General features: G+C 35.6%; 9 protein-coding genes. 7 read left to right on the top strand and 2 right to left on the bottom strand.

Annotated elements, in window-relative coordinates:
- The first annotated feature begins 325 nt into the window (after positions 1–325).
- The 3 genes from P2W65_RS20555 to P2W65_RS20545 all read left to right on the top strand — a co-directional run bounded on the left by P2W65_RS20555 (position 326) and on the right by P2W65_RS20545 (position 5659).
- Positions 326–2833, top strand: coding sequence for a right-handed parallel beta-helix repeat-containing protein (locus P2W65_RS20555; protein ID WP_289660690.1), 2508 nt, complete (start codon positions 326–328; stop codon positions 2831–2833).
- A gap of 184 nt (positions 2834–3017) precedes the next feature.
- On the top strand, positions 3018–4082 hold the full coding sequence (locus tag P2W65_RS20550; protein ID WP_289660689.1) for a Gfo/Idh/MocA family protein: 1065 nt from the start codon (positions 3018–3020) through the stop codon (positions 4080–4082).
- Positions 4079–5659: a sodium:solute symporter gene (locus P2W65_RS20545; RefSeq protein WP_289660687.1), complete on the top strand. Its 1581-nt coding sequence runs from the start codon at positions 4079–4081 to the stop codon at positions 5657–5659. Before P2W65_RS20550 ends, P2W65_RS20545 begins: the two co-directional genes overlap by 4 nt.
- A gap of 334 nt (positions 5660–5993) precedes the next feature.
- Here the strand turns inward: P2W65_RS20545 and P2W65_RS20540 are convergent, their stop codons facing one another.
- Complete coding sequence (locus P2W65_RS20540) at positions 5994–7205, bottom strand: MFS transporter (RefSeq protein WP_289660685.1); 1212 nt, start codon at positions 7203–7205, stop codon at positions 5994–5996.
- A gap of 101 nt (positions 7206–7306) precedes the next feature.
- On the opposite strand from P2W65_RS20540, the gene P2W65_RS20535 reads away from it, so the two are divergent.
- Positions 7307–8125, top strand: coding sequence for an AraC family transcriptional regulator (locus P2W65_RS20535; RefSeq protein WP_289660683.1), 819 nt, complete (start codon positions 7307–7309; stop codon positions 8123–8125).
- A gap of 124 nt (positions 8126–8249) precedes the next feature.
- On the opposite strand, the gene P2W65_RS20530 is transcribed toward P2W65_RS20535, so the two are convergent.
- Entirely contained in the window at positions 8250–9224 is a 975-nt protein-coding gene (locus tag P2W65_RS20530) for an integrase core domain-containing protein (protein ID WP_289660681.1), read from the bottom strand.
- A 386-nt stretch (positions 9225–9610) separates the two neighbouring features.
- On the opposite strand from P2W65_RS20530, the gene P2W65_RS20525 reads away from it, so the two are divergent.
- The 3 genes from P2W65_RS20525 to P2W65_RS20515 all read left to right on the top strand — a co-directional run bounded on the left by P2W65_RS20525 (position 9611) and on the right by P2W65_RS20515 (position 14996).
- Complete coding sequence (locus P2W65_RS20525; protein WP_289660679.1) at positions 9611–11797, top strand: alpha-L-rhamnosidase-related protein; 2187 nt, start codon at positions 9611–9613, stop codon at positions 11795–11797.
- A gap of 251 nt (positions 11798–12048) precedes the next feature.
- Positions 12049–13728: a glycoside hydrolase family protein gene (locus tag P2W65_RS20520; protein WP_289660671.1), complete on the top strand. Its 1680-nt coding sequence runs from the start codon at positions 12049–12051 to the stop codon at positions 13726–13728.
- A 143-nt stretch (positions 13729–13871) separates the two neighbouring features.
- Entirely contained in the window at positions 13872–14996 is a 1125-nt protein-coding gene (locus tag P2W65_RS20515) for a glycoside hydrolase family protein (RefSeq protein WP_289660668.1), read from the top strand.
- Positions 14997–15066 lie beyond the last annotated feature (70 nt).

Below are 15066 nucleotides of genomic sequence, written 5' to 3'. Positions count from 1 at the left end.
TAATAATCTTTAAATGTAATCGATTACACAAATCTATTAAAAAAATAATACGAAATAGTAGTTTTAGCCAGTTTATCACAGATTTTTTATGAATTTAACTTTTTCTATTTATAAAATCATAAGATAGTGAAAAGTGAGTTTTTAAAGAATCCCGACTTAAAGTCAATATTACAGGAGGGTACAGGATGCTTGTGATTTTATATTCTTTTAAATTGTCCCTGTTATTTGGTAAAAGTGTTAAAAATACAATTATTTGTAAAAATTATAGCGCTTTAAATAAATGCCTCATAATTTTAGCTTAAGAAAAAAATCAATACTATAAATAATGCGTTTAATTCCTTTCAACAAATTACTGGTCGTTTTTTTACTGATATTCTCGTTTTCGGCAAGTGGAGCTGAAATCTGGGTTTCACCATCAGGAAAAGATTCGAACATCGGAACAAAATCAAACCCGTTGGCAACGATTCACATGGCAATGCGAAAAGCTAGAGAACTTCGTCGCTTAAAAGATCCATCGATAAAAGACGGAATCCGAATCATAGTAATGAATGGAACGTATTATTTAAGCGAACCTTTGTTTGTTCGCCCTGAAGATTCAGGAACAGCAGAAAGTCCAACAACAATTCAAGCCGATATAAATGCTAAACCAATTATAAATGGTGGAATCGAAATTAAAAACTGGACAAAATCGACAACCGTTATCAACGGATTGAAAAAAGGCGCCGTTTGGGTGGCCGATGCTCCTAAAAAAGCAGGAAGTCTGATTGATTACAGACAATTATGGGTAGATGGTAAAAAAGCCGTAAGAGCCAAAAATACTGCTGGAACTACAATGGAGCGTATTTTATCGTGGAATCACGAGGAACAAACCTGCTGGATTCCGTTTAAAGATAAGTCGGTTAAGTTTGAGCCGGGAATGGAAATGTTTATTGTACAATGGTGGTCAAATGCCAATCTTCGCATCAAAAATATTGAAGTGCAAAAAGACAGCGCCAAACTTTCGTTTGAAGAACCAGAAAGCCGTATTCAAAGCGAACACCCTTGGCCAGCGCCATGGATTTCTAAAAATAATGGAAACTCAGCTTATTTCTTAAACAATGCTTTTTCACTTTTAAACGAGCCTGGGGAATGGTATTTGGACAAGAAAAATGCTAAAATCTATTATGTTCCGAGAGCTGGAGAAGAGATTAATTCGGTTACCGTTACAGCTCCAGTTTTAGAAAATCTTGTAGAAGTAAAAGGAACAATCGATTCTCCTGTTCATCATTTTCAGTTTAAAGGAATTTCGTTTCAGTACAGCAACTGGCTTCGCCCTTCTCAGCAAGGTCATGTGCCGTTGCAATCCGGTTTATATTTGTTAGACGCTTATAAATTAAAAGTTCCTGGAACGCCAAATCAGGCGAGTTTAGAAAATCAAGCTTGGGTTGGAAGGCCTCGCGCTGCGGTTGAAGTAAATTATGCTAATAATATTCAGTTTGAATCTTGTCGTTTTGAGCATTTGGCTTCAACTGGTTTAGATTTAAGTAAAGGAACAAATCACAATACCGTAAAAGGAAATTTATTTAAAGATATTGGCGGAAGTGCCATCAATGTTGGAATTTTCTCTGAAGAAGCTTTTGAAGCACATTTGCCTTTAATCATAAAAGATGAAAGAGAAATGTGTTCTGATGAAGTGATTTCAGATAATTTGATTACAAACGTAACCAATGAAGATTGGGGAACGCTGGGAATCAGCGCTGGTTTTGTTCGAAATATTACGATTGAACACAACGAAATTTCGGATGTATCGTATTCTGGAATGGCAATGGGCTGGGGTTGGACACATACGCCAAACGTGATGCAGAACAATAAAATTCTAGGAAATAAAATTCATCATTATGCCAAACATTTACATGATGTAGCGGGAATTTATACACTTTCGGCTCAGCCAAACAGCCGAATTGAAGAAAATTATATTGATAAGGTTTACAACAGTCCGTATGCACACGATCCGTTTTTATGGCTGTATTTGTATACTGATGAAGGAAGTGAAGGTTTTACGATTAAAAACAACTGGATTGCCGAAAAGAAAATCCTTAAAAACCATAATGGACCAAAAGGAAATATCTGGGAACACAATGATCCATATGTAAGCACCAAAATAAAAGATGCAGCCGGAATTAGAGAACCGTATAAAGATTTAGAAAAAGAAGTTGTAATCGACGAAAAATGGGGATTGCAAGAAATGCCAAAACCGTATGCAATTGAATTGATTGGTTCTGATTTTGATATCGAAAAAATCAAATCAACTTTAACGGGATTTAGAATCGTTGGTCAGGAATTGTACCAATGGAAAAATCATTTGGTTATTTACGGAAAGATGAATCAACCCGAAAGAACAAAACGAAAACTGGCAGGCGCTTTTCCTTCTTTAGAAATTAAAATCTATGAAGATTTGGTTTACGATTTCCAAAATTTCGAAAGATGTAAAGACTCAAAACCAGCATCAGATTGGGAAAATGTGGTTTTAACAGCCAATCTTCCTGTAGATGAAAAATTGCAAAAAGAATATGTGGAGTATCATAAAACGCAATTCGAAAAATGGCCAGAAGTTGCCAAAGGTTTCTGTAATGCCGATTTTCAGCAATTGCAGGTTTTCAAAAAAGACAGACAATTAATTTTGGTAATCAGTATTCCGAAAGGGGAAAATTTGGATAAATTAAATCCAAAAACCACCCAAAATAATCCAAGAGTTGACGATTGGAACGCCTTAATGAAAAAATACCAATCTGGAATTGAAGGTGCAAAACCAGATGAAACTTGGATTTTCTTGAATAAAGTAGAAACGAAATAAAAGAGAAATAGCCACGACTCGAGCGATAGCGAACAGGCGAAGCAATTCACGAATTATTATTTGAAAATCTTTACGATTATTTTTTCGAATAATTCGAATTAATATTACATCCAGATTGTAAAAAAATAATTCGTGAATTCGTGGCTAAAAAAAAATAACTATCAAAAACCTAAAATAACTACCAATGTTAAAAATAGCCATTCTGGGACTTGGAGAAGGACGAAGCACAATGTCGGCTGCTATAGAAAGTTCAAAACTAGAACTCGTTAAAATATGCGATCGAAACGAAGAATTGTGTAAACAAAGAGCAAAAGAATTCGATTTTCATTCGTACACCACCAATTATGATGATTTATTGAATGATGCATCAATTGATATTATCGCGATTTATACACCAGATCATCTTCATGCTCAACATGTAAAACAAGCTTTACTGCACGGAAAACATGTCGTATGTACAAAACCTTTTATTGATGACCTTTCGGATGCCAAAGAGCTGTTAGAATTAAGCAAATCGACTGGAAAGAAAGTTTTTATTGGTCAAAGTTCCCGTTTCTTCGAACCAGCAAAAAGACAAAGAGCCGATTATGAAGCAGGTTTAATTGGGGATTTAATCACAATCGAAGCGCAATATCACGCTGATCACAGATGGTTTTTAAAGAAAGAATGGTCGCTTTTGCAATCGTTTAAATGGTTGTACGGAGGTTTGAGTCATCCCGTTGATTTTATCAGATGGTATCTTCCAAATATCGAAGAAGTGATGGGGTACGGAATGATTAGCAGTAACGGAAAAAATGCTGGATTAAAAAATGAAGATACTATGCATTTTATCTTCAAAGCAACTGATGGAAGAATTGCACGTGTGAGTGGTGTTTACACTTCACCAACACAGCCAGCGCAACGTGACAGCGGCATGAGCACAATTTTAAGAGCAACAGAAGGAGCAAGCCAGGCCGATTATCATGAATTGCGTTATGCCGTTACAGATAAAACTGGCGAAGAAAAAGTAATTACTTGGGGCGACAGCACGATAAAATATTATTTCCGTTTTGAAGGACAAAGTCATCACGGTGGGGAATATCAGAATTATTTAGAATATTTTACAGATAGTATCGAACAAGGTTTTGAAGCTTATCCAAATATGGAGGAAGGAATTGGAACTGTAGCATTACTTCAGGCTATGGATCGATCTTTGCAAAGTGGCGCACCAGTTAAAATTGCAGATATTCTTAACGAATACGGGCTATGAACAGTATCTACGATAAACTAACCACGCTCGATTTTGTAATTGTTGCGGGTTATTTAGTGGCTTTATTAGTCATTGGATATGTGGTAAGTATGAAACAGAGAAAGAAAAACGAAACGCTTTTTCTAGCCGGAAACTCATTAAACTGGTACAGCATCGGGTTTAATATGTGGGGAACCAACGTTGGGCCTTCGTCATTATTGGCTTTTGCGAGTATTGGTTACGCGACGGGAATTGTAGCAGGAAATTTCGAATGGTATGCTTTTGTGTTTTTACTGCTTTTAGCAATGGTTTTTGCGCCAAGATATATTGCAAGTAAAGTAAGTACGATGCCCGAATATATGGGAAAACGCTACGGCGACAGTACGCAGAATATTTTGGCTTGGTATGCTTTGGTAAAAATATTAGTAAGCTGGTTGTCTTTAGGATTATTCAGTGGAGGCGTTTTAGTTCGTCAGATTCTGGGAATTCCGATGTGGCAGAGCGTTACGGTTTTAGTGATTTTTTCTGGAATTTTTACTTTCGCAGGAGGATTAAAAGCAATTGCTAAAGTGAATGTTTTTCAGATGATTCTGCTGATTGTCGTTTCATTAACTCTTTCCTTTTTAGGTTTACAAAAGTTAGGCGGAATTGATGTTTTAATAGCCAAAACTCCTTCAAATTTTTGGAATTTAGTCCGACCTTCAGATGATGCGCATTATCCATGGCCTGCTATTTTGTTAGGATATCCTGTCGCCGCAGTGGCTTTTTTCTGTACCGATCAATCGATGGTTCAAAGTGTTTTGGGAGCGAAAAACTTAGAACAAGGGCAATTAGGAGTAAACTTTATTGGATGGTTAAAAGTGATGGCGCTTCCGTTATTTATTTTACCTGGAATTTTATGTTATGCGCTATATCCAGAATTAGGAAGCAATTCTGATTTGGCTTATATGACCATGGTTACGAATCTTTTTCCGAGCGGAATGAACGGTTTGGTAATCTGTGTGATGATAGCGGTTTTGGTTGGAACAATTGGTTCTTCTCTAAACGCTTTAAGTACCGTTTTTACCAATGATATTTACGTGAAAAAAATCAACCCAACGGCGACGATTCAAGATCAGATTAAAATAGGTCGTTTCACAATTGCTGCTGGATGTGTTTTTGCGATTCTGATTGCTGTTGCGATTGACAATATCAAAGGACAGAATTTATTCAACATCTTTCAGGCGGTTTTAGGTTTCTTGGCTCCTTCGTTATCTGTTGTTTTTCTTTTGAGTGTTTTCTGGAAACGCACAACCAAAAAAGCGGTAAATGCAACACTTTCTTGGGGTTCGGCTTTTAGTTTGTTTGTTGGGGTTTTATATTTATGGATTTTCCCTGCAGATAAATATCCAGTTTGGCCTCACTTTTTATTGATTTCCTTTTACATTTTTACGGTACTTTTAATTACAGCCGTTATTATTTCTTTAACCGATAAAAATCCTGAAGTGAATGTTTCAAATGAAACGGATATTCCTAAAACCAGTAAAAAAGTAAAACTTTTGTTTGGTTTATTGGGATTGACGATTTTGTTTTTGTATTTTGTTTTTAATGGACATTAATAAATTCAAAGAATTTCAAATATAGCCCGTGGTTTCAACCACGGGAACGCAAAATATAACATTCCGTTTACCAAAATAGGTCTCCCGTGGTTGAAACCACAGGCTATGTTTTGAAAAATGTAAATAAGGCAAGGTTATTTTATGAGTTGCTTCCGGTTTTAACTAGAGGTGTATGTAATTAAGAATAGAAAAAAGGCTTTAGCCAAATTGTACATATTTTGGCTAAAGCCTTTTGAGCTTTATATTTTTTCTCGTCCCGATTTATCGGGACGAAATTAAAACTTAATTTTTAAAATAAAACCTTGTGTCTTTGCGACTTTGTGGCATAAAAAAATTACTCAACCTTCTTTTTCTTCTCCAAATTAGGCAAGAACCCAGTAATAACCCCAATTAACGGCAGGAACGCACAAATCTTAAATACATATTCAATGCTTGTAGTATCAGCAATTTTTCCTAAAACAGCAGAACCTAATCCGCCCATTCCGAAAGCAAATCCGAAGAAAAGACCCGCTACAAGTCCGACTTTTCCAGGCATTAATTCAGTTGCATAAACTAGAATCGCTGAGAATGCGGAAGAAAGAATCAATCCGATAATTACAGATAAAGTTCCAACCCAGAATAAAGAAACGTAAGGTAACATTAAAGTAAACGGAGCAACACCTAAGATAGAAACCCAGATTACGTATTTTCTACCGTATCGATCTCCAATTGGGCCTCCAATTAAAGTTCCTGCCGCAACAGCACCCGAAAACAAGAATAAATAGACTTGCGATTGTTGAATCGTAATGTGGAATTTATCAATAAGGAAGAAAGTATAATAACTTGTAATACTACTCATGTAGAAGTATTTAGAAAAAATCAAAACCAATAAAATAATCAACGAAGCAATTACTCGGTTTTTAGACAAATGATGCGTTTCAATTTTATGAGCCGATTTATTAGCATTTCTTTCAGATAAGTGTGCCGTGTACCAAATTGCAATTTTATACAAGGCAAAAACACCTACTAAGGCAATAATACAAAACCAAGCGATATAAGATTGTCCATGCGGAATTACAATAAACGCTGCTAACAAAGGCCCAATAGCACTCCCGGCATTTCCGCCCAATTGAAAAATAGATTGCGCCAAACCTCTTTTTCCGCCCGAAGCCAAATGCGCTACACGTGAAGATTCAGGATGAAAAATGGAAGATCCGATTCCGATTAAACTAACCGATAATAATAAATTAATAAAGTTGGAAGCAATTGAAACCATAAAAAGGCCAACCATCGTAAAACACATTCCTATGATAAGAGAATATGGTTTAGATTTTTTATCAGTATACATTCCCACAAAAGGCTGAAGGATAGAAGCTACGATTTGGTAGGTAAAAGTGATGATTCCGATTTGAGAGAAACTTAGGTTAAAGTTTTCTTTCAACAGTGGATAAATTGACGGCACTACAGCCTGTAAAAGATCATTAATTAAATGAGAAAAACTGATGATGAATAAGATCGAATAAGTGGTTTTTTTAACTATGTCAGGATTTGCTTTGATAGTGTCCATGAGATATTTTTTGATTTTTAAATTAGGTTAAAAAACAACAGCTGTATTATTTTTTGCAAAGATTAAAAGAATACTAATGTCAGAATTGCTATATTTGGACAATGAATAACCAGATTCGGACATATCGAATGGCGCAGGAACATGGATACAGAGTTGATCCATCAATACCTGTTATTGGTTATACCGAAATGGTAACCAATGAAATGTGTATTTCGCATTCGCATCCGAGAGGACAATTAATTTATGCAACCCGTGGTGTAATGAACGTGGTTGTGGGCAATCATATTTGGGTGGTGAATCCTTTGCAAGGTTTGTGGCTTCCCGGCGGAGTAGAACATCAGGTTACTTTTCAGAAGGATGTTAACTACTATAGTGTTTTTATTGATGCCTCCGCGATGGCAGGATTACCAGAGAAAAGTTTTTCATTTGATATTCCGATGTTTTTAAAACAATTGGTTTTCAAAATTATTTCTTTTGGAATAGATGGAAATTTGACGCCTCTGCAACATAGAATTATATCGGTTTTTTTGGATGAACTGGCTTTAATAGAACCAAGCGCCACTTTCCTTCCAACAACCAATCACGAAAGATTACAAAAAGTAGTCGAACTTTTAATGGATGATGTTGCTAGCAAAAACACAATCGATTATTACGCCGAACTTTCGTTTATGAGTAGTAGAACTTTATCACGTTTATTCATCAAAGAACTGGGAATGAATTTCAGCGACTGGCGAACTCGTTTAAAACTTCTAGAAGCCATAAAACGTTTGGGCGAAAAACAATCCATCAAGGAAATTGCTTTCAACTTGGGTTACGAAACTACAAGTGCTTTTATTTATATGTTTAAAAAGCATTTGGGCAAAACGCCTTCTAACTATATTTTAGAAGATGAAAATGAGAACGATAAATTATCTGCTTAATTCATGAAACTAAAAATAGAACGCGGATGAGACGGATTGACTTCGAAAAGACGCGGATTGATGCGGATTTTTTCTTTTAGTTTATCCAAAATAACACAATCTTTGTCATTTCTGTAAAAGTTACTTATTTCGGTAACGGATTTATCATTTCGATTGGCTTTTTTCCATCAATTCCTTGATGCGGTCTTTCGTGATTATAGTAATATAAATATTGTAATAATTCTTCTTTTAGTTCATCTTGAGAATCAAAATCGGTATCTCTTAATAAATCCTCTTCCAGAGTGCGCCAGAACCTCTCTACTTTTCCGTTTGTCTGCGGACGGTAAGGTCTTGTATATCTATGTACGATCCCAAGTTCAATAAGCATTCTTTCAAAAGGATGGTGGCTTTTTACTTTGCTTGTTTTGATTCCAAATTCAGCACCATTGTCGGATAATATCTCTTCAAATTTTATGTCATAATGGCTGCTTAAGATGTTTAAGCATTTCAGTGAAGCAAACATTACTGTTAAGCTCGTTATATCTGGAACTAATTCAGCCCAGGCAATCCGGGTGTAATCATCAATTACACAGACTAAATAGAGCTTTTTGTTTTCTCCACGAATTATGCTTTTACTTAAATAATGACAATCGATATGACCCAGCTGTCCCATTCTTTCCTTGATTATTTTCTGATGATTCTTTTTAAGCGTCGGAGTTAATCTATTTATTTTATGCCGTTTTAAAATATTATAAACTCCAGAATATGATGGTGTGTGTTTTCCTAATTTGGGATTTAAGATACTACCAATTTCATATTTGTTGTTTCCTTTTTCTCTTAATTCGATTACTTTTTGTTCTATAAAAGGTAAAGGACGTCTGGTTTTGTATTTTGGCCCCCGCTTCTGAGGCAGTAGATCCAGAGATTTTCCACTCTGTTTATAGCGATTATAATACTTTAAGAAACTTTTTCGGCAGGTGTCATTTGCTGTGTAAAAATCCATCGCCTTTTTATAAAGCGGATGAGTTTTATTTTTTACCTGCTCATATTCTTTTATTAAGAAACGATATTTCTCTAAATAGTTCCTCTCTAATGTACAATCTTGACTATTATTTCTCATCGTAACAAAATTTATTAAATTTAAATTTTGTTACCGAAATATCTAACCTTTACAATTTCGACTGAAAGGAGAAATCACACTAGTAATTCTACAAAGATTGGCGACATAAGTTGCGGAATCCCGCGTGTGATTTCTCCTTCGTCGAAATGACAGAAAAAGAGTAAAAAATTAAAATCCGTTTTCATCCGCGTCTTTACGAAGTAAATCCGTCTCATCCGTGTACCATAAAATTCTAACATCATTTTTTTTAATACTAAAAAAGTGATACCCCATAATTTTTCCCTTAAAAAATTATCAAAAAGTATTATTTTTTATGAGATAGCAGGATAGTGCAGGTTGTGAAATGTAAAGATAACACTTATCTTTAGTCCCAAAATAAACTTACTATGCTAAACCGCTTTTCTATTTTTAAGACTTTACTTCTTTTTGTTGCCCTTTTTTCTTGTTCGCTGTCATTTGCACAAGAAAAACCAAAAGAAGCGACATGGATCTGGTATCCAGGAGATTTCGAAGTTTGGTTAAGCAATAAAATGCAGGTTAGACGTACAGAACGTGAAGCCGTATTTCCTCCACTTTGGCAATATTACAGTCCGTATGCTTTGGTTACTTTTCAAACAGAAGTAGATATTCCAAAACCAGACGAAGTGAAAATATTCTCAGAAGGCCCTTTTCAATTGCTTTTAGATGGCGTTCAAATTTACGGACAGCCAAAATCGATTACAGTTCCTGCTGGAAAACATAAAATTTCCTTTAAAGTTTACAATCAGGAAGTGTTGCCGGCTATTTATATTTCTGGTCAATATGTGAAATCTGATGCTTCATGGAAAGTAACTAATGAAGATAAACTTTGGATTGATGAAACCGGAAAAGCACAACAATCTGGTACGCCATGGGTTCCAGTTGGTTCTTGGAATTTTAATTCGCCAGAAAATAAACCTTCTGAATTTAAACTAACAACGAAACCTTTAAGCGCTAAGAAAACAGAAAAAATAGGAGCTGGTCAATTAGTAGATTTTGGAAAAGAGACTTTTGGTTATATAAAGATTCATGGTTTAAAAGGGAAAGGAAAACTAGCATTGTATTATGGAGAATCTCGTGAAGAAGCTTTGGATTCTGCCAAATGCGAAACGTTAGATCATTTATTTTTTGATGGAAAACAATCTGAAACTTACACACATGATGGCTCGAAAGCATTCCGCTATGTTCAGGTACAAGCAGATGCAGGAATAAAATACGATTCGATTTCGATGCTTTATGAATATTTGCCATTAGATTATCGTGGCGCATTCAAATCTTCGGATGGCCAATTGAATAAAATTTGGGATGTGTCGGCTTACACAATGCATTTAACCTCCCGTGAATTTTTTATAGACGGAATTAAACGTGACCGCTGGGTTTGGTCGGGTGATGCTTATCAGAGTTATTTAATGAATTATTATTTATTCTTTGATTCGGCTTCTGTAGAACGTACATTGTTAGCACTTCGTGGAAAAGATCCTGTAACAGCTCACGTAAATATCATTATGGATTATTCATTGTATTGGTTTGTAGGTGTTTATGATTACTACTTACATACAGGCGATACGAAATTCATCAAAACTTTTTATCCAAGAATGAAATCACTTATGGATTTCTGTTTGGAAAGAAGAAACAAAAACGGATTCCTTGAGCCATTAGAAGGTGATTGGGTTTTCATCGACTGGGCAGACGGATTGCCAAAAACAGGCGAAGTTAGTTTTGAGCAAATGCTTTTAGCAAGAAGTTTAGAAGCTATGGCTGTAAGTGCTGAAATTGCAGGCAAAACTGAAGACCAAAAACAATATCAAAAATTAGGAAATGATTTAAAGACAAAATTATTTGATGTCTTTTGGGATAAAAAAGAAAACGTCATGAAACACCAGCGTATCGATGGTAAAATGCAGGATATTGTAACCAGATACGCTAATATGTTTGGTATTTTCTTCAATTATTTTACTGAAGAACAAAAACAAAGTGTAAAAAATAAAGTGTTGCTCAATAAAGATGTTCTTCAAATTACAACGCCATATATGCGTTTCTACGAATTGGAAGCCTTATGCGCAATGGGAGAACAAAACTACGTTTTAAAAGAAATGAAAGATTATTGGGGCGGAATGTTGAAGGAAGGCGCAACCTCTTTCTGGGAAGAATACAATCCGAACAAAAAAGGAACGGAGCATTTAACGATGTACGGTCGCCCTTACGGAAAAAGCCTTTGCCACGCTTGGGGAGCAAGTCCGATTTACTTATTAGGAAAATATTATTTGGGTGTAAAACCAACTGCTCCAGGTTATTCCCAATATGAAATTAAACCAAATTTAGGAGGTTTAAAATGGATGGAAGGAAAAGTGCCAACACCGAATGGAGAAGTTGCGGTGTTTTGCAGTACCAAAGAAATCAAAGTAAAAGCAGGAGAAGGAGAAGGAAAATTGATTATTGAAAGTGCCAGCAAACCTAAAACAAACTCTGGAACAATTACAGAATTAGCAAAGAATAAATATCAATTGATTGTAAAACCAAATGTGGAGTATAAAGTGAGTTATAAGGCTCTATAGTTCTTAGTGATTAGTCCTTAGTAATTAGTACTTAGTGTATAGTTTATAACGTCGAGTTTGTCATTCTGAGGAACGAGGAATCACACTCGTAAACACAAAGATTGTCACGTCAGTTTTGTCATTTCGACGAAGGAGAAATCTCCGCAAAGATTGATCTGCAAAGCGTGCTCAGCAAACGAAGATTTCTCCTTCGTCGAAATGACAAGATTGAAGAAATGTATCAGAAAAATATAAGCAAAAAAATAATACCAATGTTTTCAAAAAATACAAATTACAACTTCAAATTAAAAACTGCTTTCCTAATGCTGTTCGCTGTCTGCATCCAAGCCACAGCACAAAACACCTCATGGAAACCAGCATCATTTGAAATTGTAAAATCCAATTACAAAACGTTCAAAACTAGACAATTCGCTCATGTTTTTTCAGGAAGCAAACACAATATTGTTCATTTAGCTCCGGAATTACAAGGTTTAACAGGCGTGGAACTTCCTTTAGATAAATATAAAAACGGAACCAATGCTCCATTACAATTAAAATTTAAAGAACCAGTAACTGTTTTAATTGGTGTTTTTCAGGATAAAAATGCTGAATACCTTCAAGCGAATCAAATTGGGAACAATAATGAAATTCTAGAAAATGGTGTTACAATTACAGGTTTACCACCAGTAAGTGTTTATGCAATTCCTTACGGAAAAGGAACTCATAGCATTTTACCAAATCAAAAAGGATTATTTGCTGTTTTGGGAGTTTTGAAAATCAATCAGCAATTGAATGCAAGAGATGCCAAATTACCAGACGGAAAACTTTGGAATCCAACTTTTATCGTTGAAGGATTCTCAGATGAAAAACCACTTTTTGAAATCATAGGCGGAGAAAACAAGCCAGTTATTGATGAAGGAATGTCTGGAACAGAAGAAATCCAAGGCGGTTTTGAAGGTGGACGTGTGGTAAAAGTGGGTGATACCTATCATATGTTTCCAACTGAAAGAGCAGGAGAAAAAGGTGTAGATTATTATTATGATCGTGTAAAAACCAAAATTGGACATTGGACAAGTAAAGATGCAATCCATTGGAAAAGAGAATCTACAATTTACCAAGCAAGTGGTGTTTATGCGGTTACCGAAGATGATAACCCAATGAATGACCGTCGTGCTGCGATTTGGTCGTATATGCCTGTTTTTAATGAAAAAGCAAACAAATGGTACGGCTATTACTTGGCTTATACTGTTAGTAAAGAAATAGAACCAAATCATTCTTTCGGAAGAATCTGGCGTTGCGAATCGACAGTAGATGGAATCAATGGAATTGGCGGACCGTATAAAGATATGGGAATCATTATGGAACCAGGATTAGATTCTCAGCCTTGGGAAGGACGTCAAGGAGTTGCTTCATTTTTTCCGTATAAAGTAGGCGATAAATATTTCGGATTTTATAGCGGTGCGTATCCGTTCAATTCATGGGCAGATTATCCGAAAAAATCAGGAAAAGGCTGGTTTGTGGCTCTAGCCGAATCCAAAAGTTTAGAAGGCCCTTGGTTGAGAATGAACAAAGGTTTGGAACCAATTAAAACCATGCATCCGTTATTCGTAGAAAACCCAATTGTAAGTCAATTACCAAACGGTCTGTACATCGCGATTTTCGACGGAGGTCCAGACGGCTGGGGACATCATTTACCAAACATGATTGCCTATTCATTATCAGCAGACGGCGTTAATTGGGCAGAAGCACATTATTTACCAATAGAAACTAAAGTAGATAAATGGTGGGATATTATGAGAACGCCACTTTGTTTAATTCCAGAAGGAAATGACGTTTATACCATAGTATATAATGCAATCGATTTGAAAAGAAGATTTCATCCAACAGGAATGGTAAAAGTAAAACTGAACAAAGACGTCATGGATTCTAAATTAAAAGAGTTGAAGAAATAAGAAGAAAGATGCAAGAAGCAAGATTTTAGAATATAGAAAATAGAGTATAGAAACTTTGCGACTCTGCGACTTTGCGAGATTAAATCATTCCAAAACAAAAAACTTAGAGCCTTTGCGCCTTCGTGGCAAAAAAAAACATAAAAATGAAAATTAAATACCTAATCTTAACCATTTCAGCGCTTGCTATAACCAGTTGTGCAACCAAATACAAGAAAAGAGAAATTACCGAAAGCGTAATGCAGGAGATTTACGAAGAAATCAAAACGCCTTACAAATACGGTTTGGTAATGGTTCCTACCGACAACTCATACAAAATGGATTGTCCGAGTGTATTTAGAAAAGATGGAAAATGGTATATGACGTATTTAATTTACGACGGAAGAGGTTATGAAACTTGGTTAGCAGAAAGCGACAATCTATTAGATTGGCAATATTTAGGAAAAGTAATGTCATTCTCAGAAAATGAAAAACATTGGGATGTCAACCAAAAAGCAGGATATATTTCGTTGCAAGATCTAACTTGGGGCGGAAGCTACGAATGGCAAAAATATGATGACAAATATTGGATGAGTTATTTTGGCGGTGACAGTAAAGGTTACGAAGCAGGCGTTTTATCAATCGGAATGGCCTACACTAAAGAAGCACCAACAAAACCACACGAATTCCAAAGATTAGAAAATCCGGTTTTAACACCAAAAGACAAAGACGCCAGATGGTGGGATAATAGTACGATGTACAAAAACAGTGTGATTCGGGATAAAGATAAAGTGACAGGACACAATTTTATCATGTATTACAATGCCAGAGGCGATAGTATCAATCCTGCTAAAGGTGCTGAGCGTATTGCTATGGCAGTATCAAATGATATGAAAACTTGGAAACGTTATGGCGATAAACCTTTAATCAATCATCATAAAGGAATTTCGGGAGATGCTTATATTCAGCGTATTAATGATACTTGGGTAATGTTTTATTTTGGAGCCTTTTGGACAGGCTGGGATCAAGGTGCATTTAACCGTTTTGCCGTTTCGAATGATTTAGTAAACTGGACCGACTGGAAAGGAGACGATTTAGTTAAATCTTCTGAACCTTATGATGATATGTTTGCGCATAAGTCATTTGTTGTAAAACATGATGGCGTTGTTTATCATTTTTATTGTGCCGTTAACAAAGCAGAACAAAGAGGAATTGCAATCGCAACATCTAAAGATTTAGGAAAAAGCAAATTGAATTTTGTAGCTCCGCCGGAGAAAAAGAAGAAGAAATAGTTATGAGTTATGAGTTATGAAATACCTTAATACTCCCAACTGAAATGACTCCGTTAGGAGGCTCTCGTCG

Source organism: Flavobacterium panacagri (genome assembly GCF_030378165.1).
In the GTDB taxonomy this organism is placed as follows: Bacteria; Bacteroidota; Bacteroidia; order Flavobacteriales; family Flavobacteriaceae; genus Flavobacterium; species Flavobacterium panacagri.
Note: the sequence above shows the minus strand (reverse complement) of the source record. Positions and strands in the feature narration are given on the sequence as shown.

Coding starts and splice junctions, on each gene's coding strand:
- P2W65_RS20555 (WP_289660690.1), top strand. CDS start 326: ATGCGTTTAATTCCTTTCAACAAATTACTGGTCGTTTTTTTACTGATA.
- P2W65_RS20550 (WP_289660689.1), top strand. CDS start 3,018: ATGTTAAAAATAGCCATTCTGGGACTTGGAGAAGGACGAAGCACAATG.
- P2W65_RS20545 (WP_289660687.1), top strand. CDS start 4,079: ATGAACAGTATCTACGATAAACTAACCACGCTCGATTTTGTAATTGTT.
- P2W65_RS20540 (WP_289660685.1), bottom strand. CDS start 7,205: ATGGACACTATCAAAGCAAATCCTGACATAGTTAAAAAAACCACTTAT.
- P2W65_RS20535 (WP_289660683.1), top strand. CDS start 7,307: ATGAATAACCAGATTCGGACATATCGAATGGCGCAGGAACATGGATAC.
- P2W65_RS20530 (WP_289660681.1), bottom strand. CDS start 9,224: ATGAGAAATAATAGTCAAGATTGTACATTAGAGAGGAACTATTTAGAG.
- P2W65_RS20525 (WP_289660679.1), top strand. CDS start 9,611: ATGCTAAACCGCTTTTCTATTTTTAAGACTTTACTTCTTTTTGTTGCC.
- P2W65_RS20520 (WP_289660671.1), top strand. CDS start 12,049: ATGTTTTCAAAAAATACAAATTACAACTTCAAATTAAAAACTGCTTTC.
- P2W65_RS20515 (WP_289660668.1), top strand. CDS start 13,872: ATGAAAATTAAATACCTAATCTTAACCATTTCAGCGCTTGCTATAACC.